This is a genomic window from Pseudochelatococcus contaminans (genome assembly GCF_014195635.1).
GTDB classification, from domain to species: Bacteria; Pseudomonadota; Alphaproteobacteria; order Rhizobiales; family Beijerinckiaceae; genus Pseudochelatococcus; species Pseudochelatococcus contaminans.
Genome location: NZ_JACICC010000003.1, coordinates 466,387 through 492,067 on the forward strand (window position 1 = coordinate 466,387; position 25,681 = coordinate 492,067).

Consider the following 25,681-nt stretch of genomic DNA (forward strand, 5'->3'; position numbering starts at 1 on the left):
ATTGACGAGGCGATAATGGCTGTAACGTTGCATACGACGATTTTGGATATGCAGCCGATTGATCCTCCCGTCGGCGGTGGCCGGCTGCGGCTTCTGGGCCTTTATCATGGCCTTGGCGCGTCTGCCGATGATGCAGAAGCGGCTTTGCGGCACGCTGCGCATTATGTCGGCACTTATGACTGGCGCGGCCCTGGCCTTCGCCAGCAGCAACTGACAGGCGTTCTCTATGAGGAACTCGTGCCGCTGTCCGAAGAGCATTTCGCCGCGTCCGACAGGCGCACGGAAGCGCTGGGCGGCAAGAACGTCATCGACACCGCCTTCCACACCATGGCGCACCTGTCGCCGGAGTATGTTGAAGCCGCACGTGCGGCGGCTGCCAGCGCGGATGTGGTGGTCTTCTCGCATCCGTGGATCTATCCGTTGGTGCGCGATGTGCTGCGTCCCGACCGGCAGCTGATCGTCTACGATGCGCATAACGTCGAGGGCCTGCTGCGCACCGACCTGCTCGATGACGGGGCGGGCGGTTCCGAAGTGGCGCGCGGCGTGGTGGAGGTGGAAAACGCCGTGTGCGCCGCCGCCGATCTGGTGCTGGCCTGCTCGCACGATGATGCGACCGCCTTCGCATCGCTCTACGGTGTACCCTTCGAGCGTATCCGCGTTATTCCCAACGGCACCTTCACCCGCAAGATCAAGCCGCCGACCGACGCTGAAAAGCGCGAGGCGCGCGGGCAGTTCGGCGTGGAAGACAAGCCGGTCGCATTCTTCCTCGGCAGCAACTACGGCCCCAACGTCGAGGCGGCGCGTTTCATCGCCGATGCGCTGGCCCCCGCCTTGCCGAACGTGCTGTTCGTCATCGGCGGCGGTGTCGGCGACGGCCTGGAGAACGCTCATACTCCGGCCAACGTGCGCGTCACGGGCCGCTTGTCCGACGCGGAGCTGCTTCAGTGGCTGAAGGCTTCGGACATCGCGGTCAACCCGATGTTCGGCGGCTCCGGCACCAACATCAAGATGCTCGATTTCATGGCCGCCGGTTTGCCCATCGTCACGACGGCCATCGGGGCGCGGGGCATCGATACGTCCGAGCGGGCGTTCGTCATTGCGCAGGCGGAAACGTTCGCGCGCACTGTCAGCAATGTTCTGGGCAACGCGAAAGAAAGCGCGCAGCTTGCCGCCGGAGCGCGGTCGCAGGCCGATCGTTTCTACTCCTGGGAGCGCATTTCGGATTATCTCGGCACGATGCTGTCGCGGTGGGCGGAGATCCGCAAGGCCGGGAAGCAGCCGCCGTTCTTTTCGGTGGTGGTGCCCACTTATGAGCGGCATGAGCTGCTATCGACGCTCGTCAACTTCCTCGACAAGCAGAAATGGCGTGATTTCGAGGTGATCATCGTCGATCAGAGCGCATCGCCCTGGCCGGATCGCGATAAGGCGTTCAGCTTCGATCTGCATTACATCCACACGGATCGCAAGGGCGCGGTGACGGCGCGCAACACGGGCGCGGGGCTGGCGCGGGGCAAGGTGATCGCCTTCACCGATGACGACTGCGAACCTGACGAGAACTGGCTGGCCGCCGCCCATGAGGTGTTCACCACGACCGATGCCGTGGGCCTCGAAGGGCTGATCCGTTCTGACCGCGTGGGCGATTCGGCCTGGCGCCCGGTGACCAACGAAGGGTTCGAGGGCATCGGCTTCATGACGGCCAACCTGTTCGTGCGGGCGGATATTTTCCACAAGCTCAACGGCTTTGACATCGCGTTGGAGAAGCCGCACTTCCGCGAGGATACGGACCTTGGCTGGCGCTTGCAGGATGTCGGCGAGGTGCCGTTCTCTCGCGAGGCGTGGGTGTATCATCCGCCTCATTCTCGCGAGATCGAGCGGGAATCGCAGACGGTGCGCTCCACCTTCTTTCAGAACGACGCCATCCTGATGCGCAAGCACCCCGAGCGCTATGCGGAACTGATGCTGCGCGAGGTGCAGTGGCAGCACGTGCCGGATTTCTGGGATCATTTCCTCAAGGGCATCGAGCTGCACGGCGTCGAGGTGCCGGACGACATCCGCAACATCATGCGCGAGAATGCCGGTATCGAGTTCACCGGCCTGTTGCAGGCGGGTGGCCAGAGCTTGCCGCCTGCCGGCTCCACCGGCGTTTCGCCTGCTCTGGATGCAGCGCGTCGCCCTGCCGGGTTGCATCGCGTGCTGGGGCGCTCGCTGGCGTGGCCGATGCGGTCGCTGTGGCATCAGGTCTGGGAGCGAATCGAGCGGCGCGTGCGCCCTGTCGAGCAGCGCCTTGACGGTACGAGCGCATCGCTCCTGCAGTTGCAGCGATCGACGGACGAGCGGCTGAAAAAAGTGGAAGCCCGGCTGGAAGCAATCGAGAGGCATCTGTCCATCGGGGGCAGCAAGGGACTTTCCGGCTCCGGTAAGGCCAAGCTTGCCGAAACCGGCAACGCGCTGGACAATGAGCGTTCTCAGGCCGTGGCGGACAAGGATGTCGCGGAGATCCTGCGCGCCGCCGCGCTCGTGATGCGCTCCCGCGCCCGGCTGGAGGCGGTGGCCGAAGACCCGGCCGCCAATGCCTCGTCCGGTCCGAACAAATCCTCTGACCGATAAGAGCTGCCTGAAATCGCCTGATCGTATCGGCTGACACCAGCCGGCTGCTGCGCGGATCAGGCGTGAGACCTGCGCAGTGTGTGGCGGTGTTATCCGGCGGTGTTATTCAATGGCCTCATCCGGATAGACGCCCCACAGCAGTTTCTGCTGGATGAAGCCCCTGACATTGCGGATCGACACGCGGCACCATGTGCCGTCGCAGTTGTCGATGCTGACGATGACGCCGGGCTCCAGCCGCGCCTGCACCTTGACGTTTTCCGATGCGCGTTCGTAAAGCGGATAGGGGCCGCCTTCCTTGTTGCGGTCCCATGGGGCCACCAGCGCCGTGCGACGGCCGGACAGCAGGCTGTGCAGCACCCAGCCTTCCGATCCTTCCGAATCGCGGATGCGCCGCCACGTGGCGAACTCCGCCGTCACTTCCACTGGCAGGCCGGCGCGCTGGTACACCCACAATGTCCGATGATCCTTGGCCGGTCCGGCGCGCAGGTTCACCCTGTCCGACTTGAGGCTGACGTAGCGCGGCACGGGCAACCCGCTGACGGAACCCACCGTCTGGCCGGCATTCGTCTGCTGGGCGACGGCCGGCGCGGACAGCGCGAACGACGCGGCTAAGGCGAGGACACAGGTGAAGATTGCGGCTCTCTTGGACATATCGTGCGTTCCGGGCGGCCTTTCAGGCTGGACTGTGGCATCGTGTGCGCGGGATGATTGCGAAGTTGGGACTTGCAGGAGCGCCCAAAATCGTATCATACCGGGTAAGGATGCTGTCGGTTGCTGCAATTGACGTTGCATAGGCTATCCAGAGTTCTTGTGCCCCAGCGGTTGTTAACGTGGGGTGAAACGCAGCGTCGGGATCGGAACTTTCGCCCATGAAGAAAAAGCCCCTTGTCGTTGTCACCCGCCGGTTGCCGGAAAGCGTCGAGACGCGTATGCGCGAGCTGTTCGACGCCCGCCTCAACGTGGACGACAAGCCGCTGACGACGGAAGAGCTCGTCGAGGCCGTCAAGATCGCCGACGTGCTGGTGCCCACGATCAGCGACCGTGTCGACGCGGAACTGCTCGCCCACGCCGGCCCCCAGTTGAAGCTCATAGCCAATTACGGCGCCGGGGTCGATAACATCGATGTCGGTGCGGCGCTGGCGCAGGGCATCACGGTCACCAACACCCCTGGTGTGCTGACCGAGGACACGGCCGACATGACCATGGCGCTGATCCTTGCCGTGGCGCGGCGGATTCCCGAGGCGGCGCAGTTCCTGCCGGGCGGCGAGCCGTGGGAGGGCTGGTCGCCGACCGCCATGCTCGGCCGCCGCATTGGCGGCAAGCGTCTCGGCATCGTCGGCATGGGACGCATCGGGCAGGCGCTGGCGCGGCGCGCAAAGGCGTTCGGCCTGTCCATCCATTATCACAACCGCCGCCACGTCGCGCCGGAAATCGAAGCCGCACTCGAAGCCACTTACTGGGATTCGCTCGATCAGATGCTGGCGCGGACGGATATCGTATCGGTCAACTGCCCCCACACTCCTGCAACCTATCATCTGCTGTCCGCCCGCCGACTGCGCCTGCTCAAACGGGACGCCATCCTCGTCAATACCGCGCGCGGCGAGATCGTGGACGAAGTGGCCCTGATCGAGATGCTTGAAGCTGGAGAGCTTGCCGGGGCAGGGCTGGACGTGTTCGAGGCCGAGCCGGCTGTGGACCCGCGCCTGTTGAAGCTGGCACGCCGCAACGCCGTGGTGCTGTTGCCGCACGTCGGATCGGCCACCATCGAAGGGCGCGTGGAGACCGGGGAAAAGGTGATCGTCAACATCAAGACCTTCCTCGATGGACACCGCCCGCCTAATCGTGTGCTGCCGGGCATGGTGTGAGGCACCGGGAATGAGCGATTTTCGGGACCGTGGCGAGCCGTCCGCCTTTGGCATCGTGCTGCAGGCGGCCGCTGGCGCTGCGGGCGACGTGTTGTCGCCGCCGCTGCGCAAGCTGCTGTGGTATTCCCTCGGGCTGACGCTGCTACTGCTTTTCGCGCTTGGCACCGGCATGTCCGCCATCATCAACTGGCTGGCTGATCAATCCGTGTGGCTGTCGAGCTACCCCTACATCAGCGCAATTGCCGTTGTATTGGCGGCAGCCGGGGTTTTCGTTGGCCTGATCTTTCTGATCCCGCCGGTTTCGGCGGTGGTGGCTGGCTATTTTCTCGATGATGTCGCTGCTGTCGTCGAGGCGCGATGCGATCCGGGCGGGAGGCCCGGCACCGCACTGCCCGTGGGGCAGGCGCTGATCGCGGGTCTGCGGTTTGCAGCGCTGTCGCTTGGCGTCAACCTGCTGGCACTTTTATTATTGCTGGTGCCCGGCGTCAATCTGATCGCATTTCTCGCGGCCAACGCCTATCTGTTCGGCCGCGAATATTTCGAGCTGGCAGCGGGGCGCTATCGATCCGTCGAGGACGCGCGGGATCTGCGCCGCAGAAACGCCACCCTTGCATTCATGGGCGGTCTGGTTACGGCGCTGCTGGTGATGGTGCCGATCGTCAACCTCGTGACGCCGCTGTTCGGCACCGCGCTGATGGTCCGCATGCATAAAGCCGTTGATCGTCAGGAGAGACGGCGAGGCGTGGTTATATCCGCACCTCGGTAAACTGACCGGACTTGCGGAAACGCCACAGATAATCGGCCACAATTGCCTCATAAGCCGAGGGCGCGATGCCGAGCCCTTCCAGCGTGCGTCCTTCGGCAATCGCCTCGGCGGAAACGACGTTGTCGAGCGCCAGCAGCTTGACCTGATCGGGCGTCACGACCAAAGCGTCCGGCAACAGGCCCAGCGTCAGCTTGTCGAGGAACTCGATTATACCGGCCTGTACCCGCGCAACGCCGAAGGGCAGCGAGATGACGGGGCGCTGACGGCCCGTGACGGCCTGAACATGCGTTACAAGCTGACGCAACGTCTGCACCTGCGGCCCACCGATCTCATAGATCTTGCCGCCGGCCACGGCGCCGTCGACGGCACGGGCGATGGCTTCCGCGACATCCACCGCGTAAACCGGCTGGAAGCGCGTCTGCGCGCCGACGATGGGCAGAACGGGCAGGGCACGGGCCAGCGCAGCGAAGCGCGTGAAGAACCCGTCCCCACGGCCGAAAATAATGGACGGACGGAAAACGACAGCATCAGGAGCGGCAGAGAAAACGGCTTCCTCGCCGAGCGCCTTGGTGCGGGCATAAAGGGAGTTGGAGTTTTTGTCCGCACCAATGGCGGAGACGTGCACGAGCCGGACGCCGTGAGCGGCGGCTGCTTCCGCTACGACACGCGCGCCATCTTCCTGCACGGCCTTGAAGTTCTGCCGGCCGATCTGCTGGAGAATGCCAACGAGGTTGATGACGACATCCGATCCCTCGACCGCGCGCTTGACGGATTCAGCGAAGCGGACGTTGGCCTGCACGGGCGCGATCTGCCCAACCACACCCAGCGGCTGCAAATGGCCCGCCAGATCAGGACGGCGCACGGCGACGCGGACGCGATAGCCGCGCTGGGCAAGTGCCCGCACGACATGGCGGCCGAGAAAACCCGACCCTCCGAAGACCGTCACGAGTTCCGCTGAACGCAACATCACTTCCGCCATCGGTATCTCCCACACAGGTCAACAATCAGTCCGGCTGCCCGGCTCCTGAAACCACGCTGGCCGCTTCCCGGACGATCCGGGCCGGCAATCACCCTGTTGAATAGCCAATTCGCTCCACCGTGTACAGACACTCCGGAATGATTCAAGCCTGCAACGGCAAAAACATCTGAAGCGGTACGCGAAGCCGCAATACTGCCGCTGTTCGATCAAAGTTCTTTCCGATCAGGTGGAAGCGACTGATCGGAAAGAATTCATGCTCACGATGCCATTTGAACAGGATAAACAGAGCCGGTGCAGCGCGGTCAGGCGCCTGCAATAATATCCGCGTAACGGTCATGCTGTTTCTTCAATATAGCGGTGATGAAGGAGCATTCCGAACGCACGCGACCATTGGCCTCACGCACGGCCTCAAGCGCGCCTTCGGCAAGACGGCTGCCGACACCGCGTCCGCCCAGCACGGGAGGGACTTCCGTGTGCTCGAATACATAGATCGGGCGGGCATCGTCTTTCGCGGTTTCGGTCCTGTAACCGATGAATGCAGTATGGCCGTCCACGACCAGCTCGAAACGATGATCGGTTGTATTGTTGATGATGGTTTCCGACATGACAGCTCCCGATTTGCGTGAAGCCTCGCCGAAACGAATCTTCACATAGAAATGATTGGGCCGGATATGCGCAGCTATCCCAGCCGATCATAGGAAGATGTGGTGGCGGCCGCCCTTTTCTACAAGAGATGAACATAGGCGATAGAGTTATTCACAGCTTTCTAGGTGACAGAAATAGCGCTCGCGTAAAGCGTCATAGAAAATAATGCCTAGTGATGCTGCATTATTGTGCGCCGCAAAAGGAAAAACGAGGTATTGCATTAAAGCGAGCAATTATCGCAAGATACACCCAATTATGACAGTGGGGGAGTGGTTATCCCGGTGTCGTGGAGTCTTGATCGTGAGCTGCGAGCGCCAGTTTTGTCGGGCTTGAAAGTAAATGGTTCTGTACAGGAGTGTGCCTGTGAAGCCCAAGACATGGCGACGACATTGCCATCGTTGAATGGAAGCGGGGAATGTTCGATCCCGCCATGAGTTTGCCGCAAAGGAGTATATTTTAGTGTTGCGTGACTAATGATTATGAATTAAGAAAACTTGCAAGGAAGACATTTTACTCTCTTTTATTGAGGATCTCCAGTGACAGACGATACCCAACAAGCAGACAAGGTGAATTATGTCGAGCTTGCAGCTGACATAGTTTCCGCTTATGTCGCCAATAACTCGGTCGCAGCTGTAGAGTTGCCGGCTCTTATCAATGAAGTTCATTCGGCGCTGCGCCGGGTCTCTTCAGGTATCGGTGAATCCGCTGCCGAGCCGCCGAAGCCTGCAGTAGCAATCAAGAAGTCCATCACCCCGGACTACATCATCTGCCTTGAAGACGGTAAGAAGTTCAAGTCACTGAAGCGCCACCTGCGCACGCAGTACGATCTGACGCCGGAACAGTACAGGGAGAAGTGGGGTCTTGCGCCTGACTATCCGATGGTTGCGCCGAACTACGCGCTTGCTCGCTCCCAGCTGGCCAAGGAAATGGGTCTCGGACAGCAGCGCCGTCGCGAAACCGTTGCTGCTTCCGCTGCGCCTGCTCCTGCAAAGCGTGGCCGCCGCAAGGCTTCCGGCGAGTAATTGTCTGCCGGCACGCTGTTTTCTTGAGCGGCTGCTGTGTAGAAATGATTTGAAGGCGGTTGGCAGTCATGTTGCCGGCCGCCTTTTGCATTGTATGATGCTCGATATTTATTCAGTCGGTTGCGCTCAACTGCGTCAGTGCTACTCGGTGCATGTGCTGGTGTATCGATCTTGATGTCAGCTTCAGCATTGCGATGGAAGGCGCTACGCTATGGTGCATTCAGTCATACGCGCCAATGTGGCTTGAATGTGATGCCTGAATCGGGAATTCCTGTCCCGATGCCGCCATAAATCATGCATAAGACTGTTTGGTCACTTCTCTGCTTTCCGGGGTATGCGCTCGGGGTGGCCGTTTGAGATGGGGCTTGGCGTGCAAGTATTTCACGTAACACTTGTGAGCGGCATTGCGGGTGCCTAAATTGCGTCGATGCCCGCTTCGTGCGGTCTGGTGAAGTATCGGATAATATATCGCCTGTCCGGCTGCAGAAGATCAGTGCCGGATGTTTTTGCAGTTGGGGCACGATGACGGTCGAGTTTCAGGATTTGCCCGGAGAGGACAGCCCGTCCAGATCGCGGCGCGACAGGGGCGCCCGGGTACCGTATAGCCTCAGGCTGTGGCGGCGGGCTCGCTTGTCGGCGCGGATTCCGCGCATTCTGCGGGGCATCCTGTCGCGTGCATCGTCCAGCCTGACGCGCCGTATCGTGGTGCTCAATCTCGTGGGGCTCGTGGCGCTGTTGAGCGGGCTGCTTTACCTGAACCAGTTCCGCGCTGGCCTGATCGAGTCCCGCACGCGCAGTCTGCTGATTCAGGGAGAGATTATTGCCGGCGCGATTGCGGCGTCCGCCAATGTCGACACCGATACCGTCACTGTCGACCCTGACAGGCTGTTGCAGTTACAGGCCGGTGAAAGCCTTGGCCTTGGCGAGGAAATCTCTCCGCTGGACTTCTCCATCAACCCGGAGCAGGTGGCGCCGGTGTTGCGGCGGCTGGTGACGCCGACGCGAACCCGTGCGCGTATTTATGACCGTGAGGGCATGCTGCTTCTCGACTCGCGGAATTTCTACTCGCGCGGCGATATCCTTCGCTACGATTTACCGCCGGCGGGCCAGCAGCCGGGCGTTTTGCAGAAAATTCAGGATTGGTTGCGCGGCAAGATCGCCCCCGGTCCTTCGCCGATTTCCGAGGAGATCAACACCGCCGCCGGGCGCGTCCTGCCCGAAGTGCGGGAAGCGCTGGGCGGAACGGCGGCAAGCGTGGCGCGCATCAACTCGCAGGGCGAAACCATCGTCTATGTGGCTCTGCCGATCCAGCGGCTGCGCACGGTGCGCGGCGCGCTGCTGCTGTCCACGCAGGGCGGCGATATCGACTCGATCATTGCGAGCGAGCGCTGGGCAATGCTGCGGGTGTTCGCGGTTGCTGCCATCGTGATGACGGTGCTGTCCGTGCTGCTTGCCGGCACCATCGCCGGGCCGGTGCGCCGGTTGGCAGAGGCTGCCGAGCGGGTGCGGCGGGGTATCAAGTCACGACAGGAGATCCCGGATTTCACCGCCCGCTCCGACGAGATCGGCCATCTGTCCGGCGCTTTGCGGGATATGACACAGGCGCTGTATCGGCGCATCGACGCCATTGAGAGCTTTGCCGCCGATGTGGCGCACGAACTGAAAAACCCGCTGACATCGTTGCGAAGCGCCGTGGAAACTCTGCCGCTGGCCCGCAATGACGATGCGCGCGACAGGCTTTTTGCCGTCATCCAGCAAGACGTGAAGCGGCTCGACCGGCTGATCAGCGATATATCGGACGCGTCGCGGCTCGATGCCGAACTGGCGCGGATCGAGTCCGAACCCATCGATGTGGTTCTGGCGCTCGAAACTGTCGCGGCGGTGGCGCGCGGGGTGCACGATAACCCGATCATCATAACCGTCGACCCGGACGCTGATCCCGGCCGTGACTTCCTTGTGCTGGGGCATGACGGGCGGTTGGGGCAGGTGTTCAACAATCTGGTCGACAACGCCATTTCCTTCTCACCGCCCGATGGGGAAATCCGGATCGACTTGCGCCGCGATGGCAACGAGGTCGTCGTCACGGTCGAGGATGACGGGCCGGGTATTCCCGAACATGCGCTGGAACGCGTGTTCGAGCGCTTCTACACCGACCGTCCGGCGCAGAAATTCGGTCAGAATTCCGGCCTTGGCCTATCGATTTCCCGCCAGATCGTCGAGGCCCATCGGGGAACGATCAAGGCCGGAAACCGGACCGATGCCGATGGCGAGGTGACGGGTGCATGCTTTGAAATCCGCCTGCCGGCCATGCAGCCCGGTGCATGAGCAGGTTTCTGGAACGGAAGAAGCGCCGCGAAAATCATGATGGCTGCCGGTGACGCTGTAATATCGGAAGGAACCGCTGACACGAAAGCCGTCACCGTTCACGCGACGGCGGTGGTCATCGGCGAAACCGGCGTGCTGATCCGGGGGCGATCGGGCAGCGGCAAATCCACGTTGGCGCGGCAGATTCTGGAGTGCGGCCGGCGGGAAGGGCGCTTCGCCCGGTTGGTCTGTGACGACAGGATCAGGCTCGTTCATTGTCATGGCCGGATCGTGGCGCATGCGCTGCCATCCATCGCCGGTTTGCTTGAGGTGCGCGGAACCGGGCTGGCGAAAGTGCCATTTCAGCGTGCGGCGGTCATCGGCCTGGTTGTTGATTCGGATTTAACGCTGGAGCGCATGCCCGATTCCGGAGACAGGACGGTCGATATTCTCGGCGTGCAGCTGCCACGCATCGCGGTGGGAGGCGCAACTGATGCATCAGGACTGATTTTTTGGCTTTTCGCTCAACGGGAAAGCGAATGGTGTGACATTTATGGTCACATAATGTCGATTTAAGTCTGGAACCCTTGCACTTTTCCCCGCAATGCACAAAATGGATTCTTCTGTCATGGATCGTGACGGTGGTACAGGGTTCTGAATGATCGGTCTCGTATTGGTGACGCACGGTTGTCTGGCGACGGAGTTTCGTGCAGCGCTGGAACACGTGGTAGGTCCGCAGACGCAGCTCGAGACCGTAACAATCGGTCCGGAAGACGATATGGATGGCTGTCGGCAGGATATTCTGCAGGCCGTCTGCCGGGCTGATACCGGCGAAGGCGTCGTGGTACTTACGGATATGTTCGGCGGCACGCCGTCCAATCTTGCAATTTCCTGCATGAACGGCAGCAAGGTCGAGGTGATTGCCGGCATGAATTTGCCGCTCCTCATCAAGCTTGCATCCGTGCGCGAAGAGCGCAGCATCGATGAAGCGGTGCTTGAGGCGCAGGAAGCCGGGCGTAAATATATCAACGTCGCCAGCCATGTGCTGACGGGGCGTTGAACGGTTTCTTCCGTTGCGGAGCGTGCCGTTCTGGCGGCCGGCTGTGCGCATGGTAGCTTGCGCGCCCGAATCGGCGTATCGGGACATTGGACGTTTATGCATGGGGCGTCGCGCATGCGCGACAGCTCGTCCGCTATGGTTTCGCGAAAGTGACAGGACGTGATCGATATTGCTGACGACAGCCCCGTGCGCGAGGGCCAATCCGCTGTGGGCGCCGATGTAATGACCTCTGACAGTTCGACAGCGGAACAGGCTACTGCCGCGCCCGCGCCGCGCGAGTTGCCCATCGTCAACCGCAAGGGCCTGCATGCGCGCGCGTCCGCCAAGTTCGTCCAGACCGTCGATCGTTTCGATGCGGAAGTCAGGGTCACCCGCGCCGGTGAGACGGTGGGCGGGCGTTCGATCATGGGTCTTTTGACGCTTGCCGCCGCAAAGGGCACCAGCATCACGGTCTCCGCGACGGGTGCGCAGGCGCACGAAGCGCTTGATGCCATCGAGGCGCTGCTCGCCAACCGTTTCGGCGAAGACGAATAGTTCTCCCTGCTAATATATAAAGACTTCTTTATATCATTGTTGCCGCGTGCGATCTGCGCTGCTATAGAGCGCGTGCGTCGGTGCGCTTGCGCGTGCCGGTTTTTCGGCCGGAGTGTCGGGTTATCATTTCAGGATAGGACAGATGTCGCAGGATTTTGTCGTCAAGGACCTTTCGCTGGCCGATTGGGGTCGTAAGGAAATTTCCATCGCCGAAACGGAAATGCCGGGTCTCATCGCCGTGCGCGAGGAGTTCGGTCCCGCGCAGCCGCTGAAGGGCGCGCGCATCGCCGGCTCCCTGCATATGACCATTCAGACCGCCGTCCTCATCGAGACACTGACGGCTCTTGGCGCCGATGTGCGCTGGGCATCGTGCAACATCTATTCCACGCAGGACCACGCCGCGGCCGCCATCGCTGCATCGGGCGTGCCGGTGTTCGCCGTCAAGGGCGAGTCGCTGGAGGAATACTGGAACTACACCCGCAAGATTCTCGAGTGGGGCGACGGTGGCACGCCGAACCTGATTCTCGATGACGGCGGCGACGCCACATTGTTGGTGCACCTTGGCCTGCGCGCCGAAAAGGGCGACACGGCGTTCCTCGACAAGCCTTCGTCTGAGGAAGAGGAAGTGCTGTTCGCGCTGATCAAGCGCACGCTGTCCGAAAAGCCCGGCTGGTTCGCCGAGCTTGCGGCCAACATCAAGGGCGTTTCCGAGGAGACGACCACGGGCGTGCATCGCCTCTACATCATGGAGCGCGACGGCAACCTGCTGTTCCCGGCCATCAACGTCAACGACTCGGTCACGAAGTCGAAGTTCGACAACCTCTATGGCTGCCGCGAGTCGCTGGTGGACGGTATCCGTCGCGGCACGGACGTGATGATGGCCGGCAAGGTCGCCATGGTGGCGGGCTTCGGCGATGTGGGCAAAGGCTCCGCCGCGTCGCTGCGCAATGCCGGCTGCCGCGTTCTGGTGTCGGAGATCGATCCCATCTGCGCCCTGCAGGCGGCGATGGAAGGCTATGAGGTCGTGACGATGGAGGAGGCCGCGCCGCGCGCCGATATCTTCGTCACCGCCACCGGCAACAAGGACATCATCACGCTCGACCACATGCGGGCGATGAAGGATCGCGCCATCGTCTGCAACATCGGCCATTTCGACAACGAGATCCAGGTCGGCGCGCTGCGCAACTACAAGTGGGACAATATCAAGCCGCAGGTGGATGAGATCACTTTCCCCGATGGCAAGCGCATCATCCTGCTGTCCGAAGGCCGTCTCGTGAACCTCGGCAACGCCACGGGCCATCCCTCGTTCGTCATGTCGGCATCGTTCACCAACCAGACGTTGGCGCAGATCGACCTGCACACGAAGCAGGGCGAATATGGCAACAAGGTCTACACGCTCCCGAAGCACCTCGACGAAAAGGTCGCGGCGCTGCATCTGTCCAAGATCGGCGTGACCCTGTCGAAGCTGTCCGACGATCAGGCCAAGTACCTCGGCATTCCCGCCGAAGGGCCGTTCAAGCCTGATCACTACCGCTACTGATGCCATCCGGCCGGCGCACTTTTGGGCTCCGGCGAAGGATGAACAGACGATGGCCGCACTCTGAATTTTATATTTGATGGCAACTTGCGTTCAATGCCGACGGATCGGGTTGAACGCAAATTGCTCATGGTGCGGCCATTCTGCGGCGCGAAACCGCATGCAATTGCGTCATATTGACTCGCATTGTGACGATGCCTTGGCTATGCTCCTATGATAGCTGGGGGAATCGATTGTTTTCATCCCGTTAACCACTTTCTGATGATGTGCCTGAGGCTATAGAGTATTGGTGATTCGAGGCTCGGTTCTTGCTGGACCGGGTATCATCAATCGTTGTTTCTCGGGCGGGGTTCATGAAGGGAAGAGCGCGCACGCTCTGGCGTCGATACGGGACTGTGATGTCGACGCTCGCCCGGAATGGATCGGGGGATTCGCTGTCCTCTGTCTTGCGCCAGCTTTCCGTTCGCCCGACAGCATTGGCGCGCTTTGCCTCCGGGTGTAAACGCTCGGCGGGCCGCAATGGGCTTCAACTGCGAAAACTCGGCTTCATTTCCGCTCCGTTTGGTTTGAGGGGCGGCGGCGCGCCGTTATGGCTCTGTCGGGGAAGGGCGCGGTTTTTGGCCGGTTGTTCCGTGGCGGCGGTCTGTGTCGCGGATCCGCTTCGGGCGCAGGGTGCAGGGCCATCGGCCTCGCTTCCTGAGGTGGGTTTTGCGTCTGGCGCACATTCTATTGCAGTGCTGGCTTGCTTTATCGGTCTCGTGTCAGCTTTCGCGATGGCGGTGGTGGCGCTTGGGCGGGAACGGGCCAAAGGGCAGCGTGCCCGGTCCGTGCTGGTTGGGGAACTGGCGGAACTGCGTGCCCGATACGATCGCTATGCCACGCTGATTGCGGCCGAACCGCAGATTATCGTCAGTTGGCCCAGCCGCAGAGGCGATCCGGTTATCGAGGGTGACACGGATCTCGTCGTGCCCGGGCAGCCCGCGCGGCGCGTGCTGGCGTTTGGTGCGTGGCTGGCGCCTGCCCATGCGCAGGCGCTTGAAAGTGCGCTCGATGCACTGAAAAATGGCGGTGAGAGGTTTCGCCTCGGTTTGCGGAGCATCGACGGACGCTATTTCGAGGCCGATGGCCGTGCCATTAGTGGGCAGGCGGTGTTTCGTTTGCGGGAAACGACGGTCGAGCGGCAGGAACTCACCCGTGCCCGTGAGGCGCTCACGAGCGCACGCGGCGATCTGTCCGCCTTGCGCACCATGCTTGATGCGCTGGCGCAGCCTATCTGGCTGCGGGACAGGGAAGGGGCGCTGATCTGGGTCAACCTCGCCTACGCGGCAGCGGTCGGTGCGAGCGATGCTTCCGAAGTGGTGGCAAGGCAGATCGAGATTTTGAATGCTGACGTGCGTTCGTCGGCGCGCGAGACTGTGACGAACGGCGCGATTTATGCCGGACGCGTCAAATCGCTTGTTCGCGGCGTCGAGCTGGCGCTTGATGTCGTTGAAAGCCCCGGCGGCAGCGGCGCGGCTGGCATGGCGACCGACATCACCGCGGTCGAGATCGCGCGCGAGGATCTCATGCGGTTGAAGCAGGCCCACGCCCGCACGCTGGATCGTCTGCCGACCGCGGTGGCGATCTTCGGCGCGGACAAACGGCTTGTGTTCCACAACGCGGCTTACCGCAAGCTGTGGGGGCTGGATGAAGAGGTTTTGGCCTCGGCTCCGTCCGATAGCGACATTCTTGAGCGGCTTCGCAACGAGCGCAAGCTTCCCGAGCAGGCGGACTTCCGCAAGTGGAAGGGTGAGCTGTTCATGGCTTACCGCGCCGCCGATCCCAAGGATCACTGGTGGTATCTGCCGGACGGGCGCACGCTGCATGTGGTGGTCACGCCTAATGTTCCCGCGCGTTCCGGTGCGCCTGCGGGCGGCGTCACTTACGTTTTCGATGACGTCACGGAGCGTTTCAGCCTCGAATCCCGCTATAACGCCCTCATGCGTATGCAGGGCGAAACGCTGGACTCGCTGCGCGAAGGCGTGGCGGTGTTCGGTTCCGATGGCGGTCTGAAGCTCTCCAACCCGGCTTTTTCAGAGCTGTGGAAGCTCGATGACGATACCATCACGGGCCGGCCGCACGTTGATGTCATCGCCAACCATTGCGCGGCGCTTTCGGCAGATACCACTGTGTGGGCCGATATCCGCATGGCTGTCGCCGGCCTTTATGACAAGCGCACGCGGCGCACGTTCCGCGTCAACCGTCTCGACGGCGCCACGCTGGACTGCGCCACCGCGCCCCTGCCGGATGGATCGACGCTGCTGACCTTCACCGACATGACGGCGAGCGTCAGTGTCGAACGGGCGCTGACGGAGCGCACCGAAGCGCTGGAGGCCGCGTCGCGCATCCGCGACGACTTCCTGCGCCATGTCTCGTTCGAGCTGCGGCTGCCGCTCAACAGCGCCATCGGTTTCGCGCAGTTGCTGGCGGAAGAAACCGTTGGCCCGCTCAACAGCAAGCAGCGCGAATATGCCGATCACATCAAGCGCTCGTCGGAGAGTTTGCTCACGCTCATCAACGATATTCTTGACCTGACCATTATCGATAACGGCGGCCTTGAGATGACGTTCGCGGATGTCGATGTGGCCGAAGCCGTGGCAGCCGCCATTCGTGGCATCGAAGATCGGCTTGCTGAAAAGGATGTCCGGTTGCGTGTCGAGGTGCCGGTCGATATCGGGGTTTTCCAGGCGGACGCGAAGCGCGTGCGGCAGGTGCTTTATAATCTGTTGTCGAGCGCGGTCGGCGCGTCGGCGGGCGGTAGCTCCATCACCGTCAGCGCATCGCGTGTGGGCGAGTTCATCCATCTGGCTGTGATCGATTCCGGCAACGGACTGACGGAGGCGCAGATCGAGCGCTTGCTGTCACGCGAGCCGGCACGTGCGGATGTCGGGCTGTCGGTGGACGTCGGGCTGTCGCTGGTTCGCGCTTTCGTCGCGCTGCATGGGGGCCGCATCGAGGCATCGTCGTCTCCGGGAGAGGGGACTCGCGTCATATGCATCTTCCCCGTCGCCCGGCCTGAGGTCGACCATGACGGGCGCGGCGGAAAGGTCGCCGCAGCATGAGTTTGGCTCCGCAAACAACCAGCTGGGCCATTCGCCTCGGTGATCAGTCCGCCACAGAACATCTTGCTGCGGTGCTGGCGCGCGAGGCACGTGCGGGCGATGTCATCACGCTTTCGGGTGATCTCGGTGCGGGCAAGACGACTTTCGCCCGTGCATTCGTGCGCGCCTTCGTCGGCGACAGCAAGCTGGACGTGCCAAGCCCGACATTTACGCTGATGCAAATCTACGAATGTCCGCGCGGCAATGTCGTCCATGCGGATCTCTACCGCATTCACGACCCGCTGGAACTGGACGAGCTTGGCTGGGACGAGGCCATCGACGGGGCCGTGGTGCTGGTGGAATGGCCCGACCGAGCCGGCGACTGTCTTGGCGGCAACCGTCTCGATATCAACATGCGGCTGGTGCCTGGTGCCGATGATGAGCGGATTGCCGTCATCACCGCGTTCGGTGAGCAGGCACCGCGTCTTGCCGCGCTGAAGGCGTTGCGCATGGTGATAGACCGGGCTGGCTGGGGACATGCGGAACGGCAGGCGATTTACGGCGATGCATCGAGCCGCCTTTATGAGAGGCTCACCAGCCCTGATGGCGAGACCGCCATCCTGATGATTTCGCCGCCCCGCCCCAGGGCCCCGGTGTTTCGCTCTGAAAAGCCTTATCACGTCGCGGCGCGATTGTCTGAATCGGTGCATGCCTTCGTCGCAGTGGATCGCGGGTTGCGTGCGCTGGGCCTGAGTGCGCCGGTCATTTATGGGCAGGATCTCGATACCGGGCTGCTGCTGGTCGAGGATTTCGGCAGCGAAGGCGTCGTCGATGCCGCTGGCCCGATCGCTGATCGTTATGCCGAGGCGGTGCGGGTGCTGGTTCGGCTGCACACGTCGCCGGTGCCGGACAGGCTGCCCGTGGTGGACGGCGTTGAACATGTCGTGCCGCCCTACGACCTCGATGCGATGATGATCGAGGTCGGGCTGCTGCTGGAGTGGTATCTGCCGCATCTGGCGGGCCGTTTCGTGCCGCATTCCGGACGCGCCAACTTCGACCGGATCTGGGCCGGCCTGCTGCGCGGCGTCAGTGGCGCCTCTGACGAGAATCCGGGATTGCTGGGATCGGAGGATGGTACGCGGGCGGATCGCACGTGGATATTGCGCGATTTCCATTCCCCCAACCTGATCTGGCTGAAAGAGCGCGAGGGTATCGGCCGTATCGGGTTGATCGACTTTCAGGACGCGGTCATGGGCCACCCGGCTTATGACCTTGCCTCGCTGTTGCAGGACGCGCGCGTTACGGTGCCGCCGGAGCTGGAACTGAAGCTGCTGGCGCTCTATGCGCACGAGAGACGTGCGCGCGATCCGGCTTTTGATGCACAGGCTTTTATCCGGGCTTATGCCATTTTGGGGGCACAGCGTGCGACCAAGCTGTTCGGCCTTTTCGTGCGACTGGACCGGCGGGATGGCAAGCCCGCCTATCTGGCGCATTTACCGCGTATCGGCGTTTATCTGCTGCGCAACCTGCGCCACCCCGCACTGGCCGAACTGAAGAACTGGTTCGAGACGCATGTGCCGCAAATCGTGAACGAGGGCAGTGAACAAGACAACGTGGCGGATGGGGATCGAGGGTGACGGCGCGAAATAATCGCGTGTGCCTTGCGCCGTTTTCATGTTGCTTTGTCGTCAGCAGTTTTTAATAACATGACAACGGCGGTTCCGGGCGGACGCTGAGTCCTGTCCGCGATGTTCTGCATCGGCTGAATCGTTCCTTATCGACACGCGCTTCGTGCGCCACAGATCAGCATTGTCTGTCATGCCAGAAAATCACGCGTTCGTTCCCGCTTCCGCAATGGTGCTCGCCGCAGGTCTTGGCAAGCGCATGCGCCCCGTCACCGCAACCCTTCCCAAGCCGCTCGTGCGCATCGCCGGCCGCTCGCTCATCGATCGGGCGCTCGACAGGCTGGCCAAAGCCGGTGTCAGGCGGGCGGTGGTCAACGTTCATTACCTGCCGGATCTTGTGGAGCAGCATCTCAAGCACTTCACGGGGCTCGATATCGTTATTTCCGATGAACGCAGGCAGTTGCTCGAAACCGGCGGTGGCACGAAGAAAGCGCTGGATCTTTTGGGGAATGATCCATTCTTCGTCGTGAATACCGATGCGATGTGGCTTGAAGGGCCGGCCTCGAACGTGCAGCGTCTCGCCAACCGCTGGAACCCGGACGAAATGGACGTTCTGCTGCTACTGGCCAGCGCTGCGGGCAGCATCGGGCATGAGGGCGAAGGCGATTTCAACATGACGCCGGACGGGCAACTGAGCCGCCGTCCCGAGCGTGAGATTGCGCCTTTTATTTATGCGGGCGTGGGGCTGATCAAGCCTGAGCTGTTCGAAGATACGCCGGATGGCCCGTTCTCGCTGAACATCCTGTTCGATCGCGCTATTGCGGCTGGCCGCCTGTATGGGTTGCGCCTCGACGGTGCCTGGCTGCATGTCGGAACGCCGGGCGCCATCCTGGAGGCGGAAGATTACGTCGCGGCGAGCGCCCGGTGAGGAGCGTGGGGACGTGACGGACTCCGCTGAAGCGCGCCCTCGCGTGTTGCGTCCGCATGTCTTCAATATCGTCACCGGCGCGCCTTTTCTGCCAACGCTCGCCGATGCGCTGCTTTCGGGGCGCATCGTGCCCGGCTTTCCCGATGCCGGCGACCCTCTGTCCCTGTCGCGAGCCACCATCTATCTGCCAACCCGCCGTGCCGCCCGGGCGCTGGCCACGCTGCTGGCCGAACGCGCCGCGCCCGCGCCGGTGCTGCTTCCGCGCCTCGTGCCGCTGGGCGATGTCGACGATGCCGAACTGGCGCTATCGGCGGAGGATGGCGACGCCGAGGCCGGTCTTGCGCCGGAACTGGCGGCAGCGGTTGCAGCGGAATTAGCCCCTGCCATCGGAGATGCCGAGCGGCGGCTGATCCTGACGCGGCTCGTGCTGTCATGGGCGCGGGCGGTGGACAGGGCGTTGCTACGCCTGGACGAACGCGAGCCGCTGCTGGTGCCGGCGTCGCCCGCCGATGCGCTGGCGCTGGCGGGCGATCTGGCGCGGCTGATGGATTCACTCACCACCGAGGATGTGCCGTGGGACGCGCTGCGCTCGCTTGTCGAGGAGCGGCACTCGCAATATTTTGCCATCACGCTGGCTTTTCTGAAAATCGCCGCGGAGCAATGGCCGGCCATTCTGGCGGCTCGTAAGGCCAGCGATCCGGTTGCGCGCCATCACAAGCTGACGCTGGCCCAGGCGGAATATTACCGGCGCACGGCTTTGACGGATACCGCGCGGGGGCCGACAATCGTTGCCGGCTCCACCGGCTCCGTTCCGGCGACGGCGCAGTTGATTGCGGCGATTGCGCACTTGCCCCAGGGCGCGGTGGTGCTGCCGGGACTGGACGATTTGCTTGATCCGGCCGCATGGGCGCTTGTGGGCGGCGAGACGGGGGGGCGGCATAGCCAGCCGGTTGCGAGCCATCCGCAGGCGATTCTGCATCGACTGTTGGACACCATTGGCGTCACCCGTGCTGACGTCGTGCCGCTTGGTGTGGTGTCACCGCGCATGGATTTGCGGCGTCGTTTCATCAGTGAGGCGCTCCGCCCGGCGGAAACGACCGACCGTTGGCATCTGGAACGCGGGCGCGTGATGGGTGCTGAGGCCGATCCGCTGGCCGGAATCGCGCTCATCGAGGCAGCGGACGAGCGCACGGAGGCGCTGGCAGCGGCCATCGCCCTGCGCGAAGCGCTGGAAGGGGAGGGCAAAACGGCGGCTCTCGTCACGCCCGACAGAGCGCTCGCAGAGCGTGTTGGCGCGGAGTTGCTGCGCTGGGGCATCGTTGCGGAAGACTCTGCCGGACTGCCGTTGACCCGCGCCCGTGCGGGCACGCTGGCGCGCCTCGTAGCGCAGGTTGCGGTCACCGATTTCGCGCCCGAGCCGTTGCTGGCGCTGCTGGCGCACCCCTTGGCGACTTTCGGCCTATCGCGTGCCGAAGTGGAGAGCATAGCCGCTACGCTGGAGATCGGCCTGCTGCGCGGTCCCGCGCTTCCGGGCGGTGTTGCCGGCATGCGCACAGCCCTGCCGGTGCGGCGCGACGAGGCGGGCAACCGCCATGCCGCCCGCCCGATCAAGGCGCTGACCCCGGCGGATTGGGACGCCGCAACGGCGTTTATCGACCGGCTCGCCGATGCCTTTGCCGGTTTCACCATGCAGGATCATGCCGGGAGCGTGGATCTCGTGGCGCTTGTTGCCTGCCATGCAACTGCGGTCAGCAAGGTTGCGGCGACGGAAGCAGGCGCCGCACTGCCTGCGGGCGAAGGCGGCCCTGAACTCGCAGCGCTGTTCGATGACATCGCGTTCAGTGATGCCAGCGGCGTCAATGGACGTTTTGCCGACTATCCGGCCTTTTTCGATGGCCTCGCCAGTGAGCGCGTTGCGCGCCGCGAGAGTGGCGGCGCGGCTCATCCGCGCGTCAAGATCTGGGGTCTGCTGGAAGCGCGCCTGCTCGATGTGGATCGCATCGTGCTTGGCGGTCTGGATGAGGGTGTCTGGCCGCCGAAGTCGCGCACGGATGCTTTCCTGAACCGTCCCATGCGCGGCATGTTGGGCCTCTCCGCGCCCGAGCGGCGCATCGGTCAGACGGCACATGATTTCGCCGAAGCTTTGGGCACGGATGATGTCGTCATAACCCGGGCGCTGAAACGCGACGGAGCGCCAACCGTGCCGTCGCGGTTTTTGCAACGCATGAAGGCGCTTGCCGGCGCGCAGGCGTGGAGCAATGTCACGAGGGCAGGGGAGCGTTATCTCGCCCTCGCCGCTGCGGTGGATACGGCACCGCCCGCGCCGGCTATCCGGCGGCCTGCCCCCAAACCGCCGCGCGAGTTGCTGCCCAAGGGCCTCAGCGTCACCGCCATCGAGACGTTGGTGCGCGATCCTTATGCGGTCTACGCGCGCCACGTGCTGAAGCTCGACCCGCTTGACGCCGTAGCCACGCCGCCGGGCGCGGCGAACCGGGGAACGCTGGTGCATGAGGCCCTCGGCAACTTCGCCATCGCGTGGCCCGGCGCGTTGCCCGCTGATCCGCTGGCGGAGGCGTTGCGCCTGGGGCGCGAGGCGTTCGTGCCGCTGGCTGTCTATCCCGAAGTGACGGCGATGTGGTGGCCGCGTTTCGAGCAGGTCGCGCGCGCCTATGTCGACTGGGAGATCGCAAGGCGGCCGGACATCGTCAAACTTGCGGCAGAGATCTATGGGCGGGTGGAGTTTGCCGTCCCCGGCGGCACTTTCACGTTGTCGGCGCGGGCGGATCGCATCGAGACATGGGCCGGGCACGCTGTGATCGTTGATTTCAAGACCGGCGCGGCACCGACTCCGGCCCAGATATTTGCCGGCTTTGCGCCGCAGATGACACTTGAAGCCGCCATGCTGAAACGAGGCGCTTTCGACGGTGTAACGCCGACGGAAGAGATTGCGCTGCTGTATATGTTGGCAAAAGGTGGCCGAGACCCGCTGGCTGAAAAGCCCGTCGAGCCTCCCGCGCGAGGGGAGACGCGCACTGTGGCGCAGGTCGTGGAAGAGCATTTTGCCGGCTTGCAGGCGCTGCTGGGCCGTTACTACGCCGGCAAGACAGGTTTTGCATCGCGCCCGTTTGCGGAGTACGCCAAGCGGGAAGGCCCTTATGACCACCTTGCGCGGGTGCGCGAATGGTCTGTGCTGGCGGCGGGGGAGGATGCATGAGCCATTTCGTTGTGCCGCCCAAAACCGTCATCGATCAGCGCCGCGCGGCGGACCCATCCGCTTCGGCCTGGGTTTCGGCCAATGCCGGTTCAGGCAAGACGAAAGTGCTGGCCGATCGCGTGTTGCGCCTGCTGCTCGACGAGGTTGAGCCGACGCGTATTCTGTGCCTCACCTTCACCAAGGCGGCGGCGGCGAACATGTCCAACCGGGTGTTCGACGAGCTTGGTACATGGGTGGTGATGGACGATGCCACGCTGGCGGCTCGGCTTGAGGCGCTGGATGGTGTAGCGCCATCCGCCCAGCGGATCGCGGTGGCGCGGCGGCTGTTTGCGCGGGCGGTGGAAACACCGGGCGGGCTGAAAATCGAGACGATCCACGCCTTCTGCGAGCGGCTGCTGCATCTTTTCCCGTTTGAGGCCAACGTGCCCGCCCGTTTCGAGGTGCTGGACGAGGCATTGTTGCGGAAACTGCTGGAGCAGGCGACGCAGGAGGTGTTGGCCGTTGCCGGTGAATCCGCAGTCGGGCAGGCATTAGATATTGTGGCGCGCGAGGCCGGGGATGAGGCCGTGGGCCGAGCGCTGCGGTCTGCCCTGCGATACAAACTATTTCTGCGCGAACATGCTGATCCGGAAAGTCTTGAGCGCGTTCTGGGTGCGTTTGCCCGTCAGTGCGGCATCGCCCCCGGAGACACACCGGACAGTCTGCGCCGTTCCGTTATCGAGGACGGGATCGCCCCCGCCGAGTGGGCAGCCATCGCCGAGTTGCTGGATGCAGGCGCGAAGACGGACAAGGGCCGTGCGGCGCTGTTGCGGCAAGCCCTTGCCGCGCGCGATGAGACGGAGCGCTTTGTGCTCTATCGCGACGTGTTCTTCACCAAGGCGGGCACGCCTTCCAAGTCCATGGGCACGAAGGCCATCGACCCCGTTCTCATCGAGCGGCTGGTAGATGAGCAAGGCCGGATCGATGCGCTTCTCGGGGGTATCCGGGCGGCAGAGGCCATCGCCCGCACGCGCTCGCTGTTCGTGCTGGCGCAGGCCGTGTTTGCACGGCTTGAGGCGCTGAAAAGTGCTCGTGCGGCGCTGGATTTCGACGATCTTATCGCCCGCACGGTGAACCTGCTCACCAAGGCGGACGCTGCATGGATTCTGTATAAGCTCGATGCCGGCATCGATCATGTGCTCGTCGATGAGGCGCAGGATACCTCGCCGGACCAGTGGGCCATTCTGCGCAAGCTCGTGGAAGAGTTTACCTCCGGTGAGGGCGTATCGCCGCGGCGGCGCACGCTTTTCGCCGTGGGCGATCCCAAGCAGTCGATCTACGGTTTTCAGGGGGCCGCGCCGCATGAGTTCGAGGCGAACGGGCGTTATTTCCTCAGCCGCTCCAAGGCGGCGGGCATGGCCTTCGAGGATGTGCAGCTAACGGTGTCCTTCCGCTCCGCGCCGGAGGTGCTGTCTGCCGTCGATGCTGTCTTCGCTTTGCCGCATCATGCAAAAGGGTTGACGCCGGGTGATGCCGGGGCAACGCCGGTGCATGAGAGTGCGCGTCCGTCTTTTCCCGGTGTCGTCGACGTGTGGCCGACGATCTGGAAGGACAAGACACCCGAGGCCGATGCCTGGAGCCTGCCGCTCGACGAGCCTGACGCCTCGGAACCGGCGGTGCGGTTGGCGCGCAAGGTGGCGCACACCATTCGGCGTTGGATGCATGAGGGCGATGAGACTGGCCGCCGCATGCCGCCCGGCGATGTGCTGGTGCTGGTGCGCAAGCGGCACACCTTCTTCGAGGCGGTTATCCGTGCGCTCAAGGATGCCGGCGTCCCCGTGGCGGGCGCGGACAGGCTCACCGTGGCGGATCATATTGCGGTGCGCGATCTCGTTGCCGCCGGGCGGGTGGCGCTGCTGGCTCGGGACGACCTGACGCTGGCGGCGGCGCTGAAGTCGCCGCTGGCCGGCTGGGGTGACGATGACCTCATCCGCATCGCCGCGCCACGCGCCGACGACACACCGCTGATCGACGCCATCCGAACGGCAACGGACGGCGGCGATCCGGCGGCTCTTCGCGCTATCGAGCATATTGAAACGTGGCAGGCGATGGCGCGCACGCACGGGCCGTTCGGCTTCTACGCCATGCTGCTGGGGCCGCAGGCCGGGCGGCGCAAGCTGGTGGCGCGGCTTGGGGCAGAGGCCGGAGACGCCATCGACTCTTTCCTGTCGCAGGCGCTGGCCTATGAGCGCCGTTTCGCGCCGTCGCTGGCCGGGTTCCTCAGCGCTTTTGAAAATGCGACCGGAGATATCAAGCGCGACATGGACGACACCCGCGACGAGGTTCGGGTGATGACGGTTCACGGCGCCAAGGGGCTGGAAGCGCCCGTCGTCATATTGGCGGACGGCGGCGAAAAGCCCGATGGCAGCCATGATCCGGACCTGATCGAGGTGCCTGTCGGCATCGGCGCGGGCATTGTGTTGACGCCGATCTGGTCTCCGGGCCAGCGTTTCGATCCAGTGCCGGTGGCGGAGGCCCGCGCGGCCCTGCGCGCCAAAGCCGTGGAGGAAAACGCGCGCCTGCTCTACGTGGCGCTGACGCGCGCGCGGGATCGGCTGATCGTGGCGTCTGCCATCAAGCGCGAACCGAAGGCCGACGACGCCGAGGCAGGTGCGGCAGCCCGGCCGCCGGATGAAAGCTGGTCCGGCATGGTGGTGAACGGCCTGGAGGCTGCGCCCGAAGATGCTGCCCGTTATGGACATCTCACCCGCATATCGGAGGAGGGCGGCGGCGAGATCCTGCGCTGGTCCTCGCCGGACAAGACAGTTGAGGTGCGTGAGCTGGCAAAGACCGCGCCGCAGCCTGATATGCCGGTGCCGGACTGGCTCGCTGCGCCTGTGCATCCCGAAATGCCGCCCGCGCCACCCTTGCGGCCTTCGAGCGCGCTGGACGCGGCGGATCGGCCTCATCGCCCGCTTGATGATGCATCGGCAGCGGAAACGGCGCGTTTGCGTGGCCAGTTCGTGCATGCGCTGATCGAGCGTCTGCCCGCGCTTGCCGCAGATCGTCGCCGTCAGGCAGCCATCGCCTATCTGGATGCGCGCGCGCCGCGTCTGGCGGTGGAAGAACGCAGTGCCATCGCCGATGCCGCATTGTCGGTTGTCAACGCGCCTGCACTGGCGGCGCTTTTCGGCCCCTCCGGGCGCGGCGAAGTGGCGATTGCCGGCGACGTGACCCTCACGAACGGGCAAACCGTGCCGGTTTCAGGGCGCATAGACCGGCTGGCGATCCTTGGCGACGAGGTCCATATCGCCGACTTCAAAACCGGCGCGCCCCCCACAGTGCAGCATGACACGCACCTCGCCCAGCTCGCGCTGTATCGCGAACTGTTGACGCGGGTCATGCCGGAGAAGTCCGTGCGGGCATTTCTGGTTTATGCGCAGGGGCCTGCCGTCGTCGAAATATCCGCCGAGCGGCTGGATACGGCCATCCGCAAGGTGGTGGCCGGTTTCAGCCGGATGTAGAAACGCCGGCCC

18 protein-coding genes are annotated in these 25,681 nt (G+C 63.4%); 14 read left to right on the plus strand and 4 right to left on the minus strand.

The window, feature by feature from the left end; all coding sequences use genetic code 11:
- The first annotated feature begins 48 nt into the window (after positions 1-48).
- Positions 49-2,607 (plus strand): glycosyltransferase, encoded by a 2,559-nt coding sequence (locus FHS81_RS08590; protein WP_210281598.1) that lies wholly within the window; start codon positions 49-51, stop codon positions 2,605-2,607.
- Positions 2,608-2,709: 102 nt separating this feature from the next.
- Here the strand turns inward: FHS81_RS08590 and FHS81_RS08595 are convergent, their stop codons facing one another.
- On the minus strand, positions 2,710-3,258 hold the full coding sequence (locus tag FHS81_RS08595; RefSeq protein ID WP_183751908.1) for an SH3 domain-containing protein: 549 nt from the start codon (positions 3,256-3,258) through the stop codon (positions 2,710-2,712).
- A 218-nt stretch (positions 3,259-3,476) separates the two neighbouring features.
- Between FHS81_RS08595 and FHS81_RS08600 the strand changes: the two genes are divergently transcribed.
- Positions 3,477-4,472, plus strand: coding sequence for a 2-hydroxyacid dehydrogenase (locus FHS81_RS08600; protein ID WP_183751910.1), 996 nt, complete (start codon positions 3,477-3,479; stop codon positions 4,470-4,472).
- Positions 4,473-4,482: 10 nt separating this feature from the next.
- Complete coding sequence (locus FHS81_RS08605) at positions 4,483-5,238, plus strand: sulfate transporter family protein (protein WP_210281599.1); 756 nt, start codon at positions 4,483-4,485, stop codon at positions 5,236-5,238.
- Here FHS81_RS08605 and FHS81_RS08610 read toward each other — a convergent pair.
- From FHS81_RS08610 to FHS81_RS08620, 3 genes are all read right to left on the minus strand, one after another.
- Entirely contained in the window at positions 5,219-6,217 is a 999-nt protein-coding gene (locus FHS81_RS08610) for a complex I NDUFA9 subunit family protein (RefSeq protein ID WP_183751912.1), read from the minus strand. The genes FHS81_RS08605 and FHS81_RS08610 overlap by 20 nt on opposite strands.
- 142 nt (positions 6,218-6,359) lie before the next feature.
- Entirely contained in the window at positions 6,360-6,554 is a 195-nt protein-coding gene (locus FHS81_RS08615; protein ID WP_183752057.1) for a hypothetical protein, read from the minus strand.
- Entirely contained in the window at positions 6,520-6,822 is a 303-nt protein-coding gene (locus FHS81_RS08620; RefSeq protein WP_183751914.1) for a GNAT family N-acetyltransferase, read from the minus strand. Before FHS81_RS08620 ends, FHS81_RS08615 begins: the two co-directional genes overlap by 35 nt.
- A gap of 576 nt (positions 6,823-7,398) precedes the next feature.
- Between FHS81_RS08620 and FHS81_RS08625 the strand changes: the two genes are divergently transcribed.
- From FHS81_RS08625 to addA, 11 genes are all read left to right on the plus strand, one after another.
- Positions 7,399-7,884 carry a MucR family transcriptional regulator gene (locus tag FHS81_RS08625; RefSeq protein ID WP_183751916.1) on the plus strand — a complete coding sequence of 162 codons (486 nt, stop codon included), beginning with the start codon at positions 7,399-7,401 and terminating at the stop codon, positions 7,882-7,884.
- A gap of 522 nt (positions 7,885-8,406) precedes the next feature.
- Positions 8,407-10,209: a sensor histidine kinase gene (locus tag FHS81_RS08630; RefSeq protein WP_183751918.1), complete on the plus strand. Its 1,803-nt coding sequence runs from the start codon at positions 8,407-8,409 to the stop codon at positions 10,207-10,209.
- 36 nt (positions 10,210-10,245) lie between these two features.
- Positions 10,246-10,764 (plus strand): HPr kinase/phosphorylase, encoded by a 519-nt coding sequence (locus FHS81_RS08635; protein WP_183751920.1) that lies wholly within the window; start codon positions 10,246-10,248, stop codon positions 10,762-10,764.
- An 82-nt stretch (positions 10,765-10,846) separates the two neighbouring features.
- Positions 10,847-11,248: a PTS sugar transporter subunit IIA gene (locus tag FHS81_RS08640; protein ID WP_183751922.1), complete on the plus strand. Its 402-nt coding sequence runs from the start codon at positions 10,847-10,849 to the stop codon at positions 11,246-11,248.
- 222 nt (positions 11,249-11,470) lie between these two features.
- Positions 11,471-11,782 carry an HPr family phosphocarrier protein gene (locus FHS81_RS08645; RefSeq protein ID WP_183752051.1) on the plus strand — a complete coding sequence of 104 codons (312 nt, stop codon included), beginning with the start codon at positions 11,471-11,473 and terminating at the stop codon, positions 11,780-11,782.
- Between the two features lie 142 nt (positions 11,783-11,924).
- The gene (ahcY, locus tag FHS81_RS08650) at positions 11,925-13,322 is read left to right on the plus strand and encodes an adenosylhomocysteinase (RefSeq protein ID WP_183751924.1); all 1,398 of its coding nucleotides are present in this window, start codon (positions 11,925-11,927) and stop codon (positions 13,320-13,322) included.
- A gap of 755 nt (positions 13,323-14,077) precedes the next feature.
- Positions 14,078-16,420, plus strand: coding sequence for a sensor histidine kinase (locus FHS81_RS08655; protein WP_343052454.1), 2,343 nt, complete (start codon positions 14,078-14,080; stop codon positions 16,418-16,420).
- Positions 16,417-18,036 (plus strand): tRNA (adenosine(37)-N6)-threonylcarbamoyltransferase complex ATPase subunit type 1 TsaE, encoded by a 1,620-nt coding sequence (gene tsaE, locus FHS81_RS08660; protein WP_183751926.1) that lies wholly within the window; start codon positions 16,417-16,419, stop codon positions 18,034-18,036. The genes FHS81_RS08655 and tsaE overlap by 4 nt, the downstream gene beginning before the upstream one ends.
- A 181-nt stretch (positions 18,037-18,217) precedes the next feature.
- The gene (locus FHS81_RS08665) at positions 18,218-18,952 is read left to right on the plus strand and encodes a nucleotidyltransferase family protein (RefSeq protein ID WP_183751928.1); all 735 of its coding nucleotides are present in this window, start codon (positions 18,218-18,220) and stop codon (positions 18,950-18,952) included.
- Between the two features lie 13 nt (positions 18,953-18,965).
- Positions 18,966-22,166: a double-strand break repair protein AddB gene (gene addB, locus FHS81_RS08670; protein ID WP_343052455.1), complete on the plus strand. Its 3,201-nt coding sequence runs from the start codon at positions 18,966-18,968 to the stop codon at positions 22,164-22,166.
- Positions 22,163-25,669, plus strand: a complete 3,507-nt coding sequence (gene addA / locus FHS81_RS08675; RefSeq protein WP_183751932.1) for a double-strand break repair helicase AddA — start codon at positions 22,163-22,165, stop codon at positions 25,667-25,669. The genes addB and addA overlap by 4 nt, the downstream gene beginning before the upstream one ends.
- Positions 25,670-25,681 lie beyond the last annotated feature (12 nt).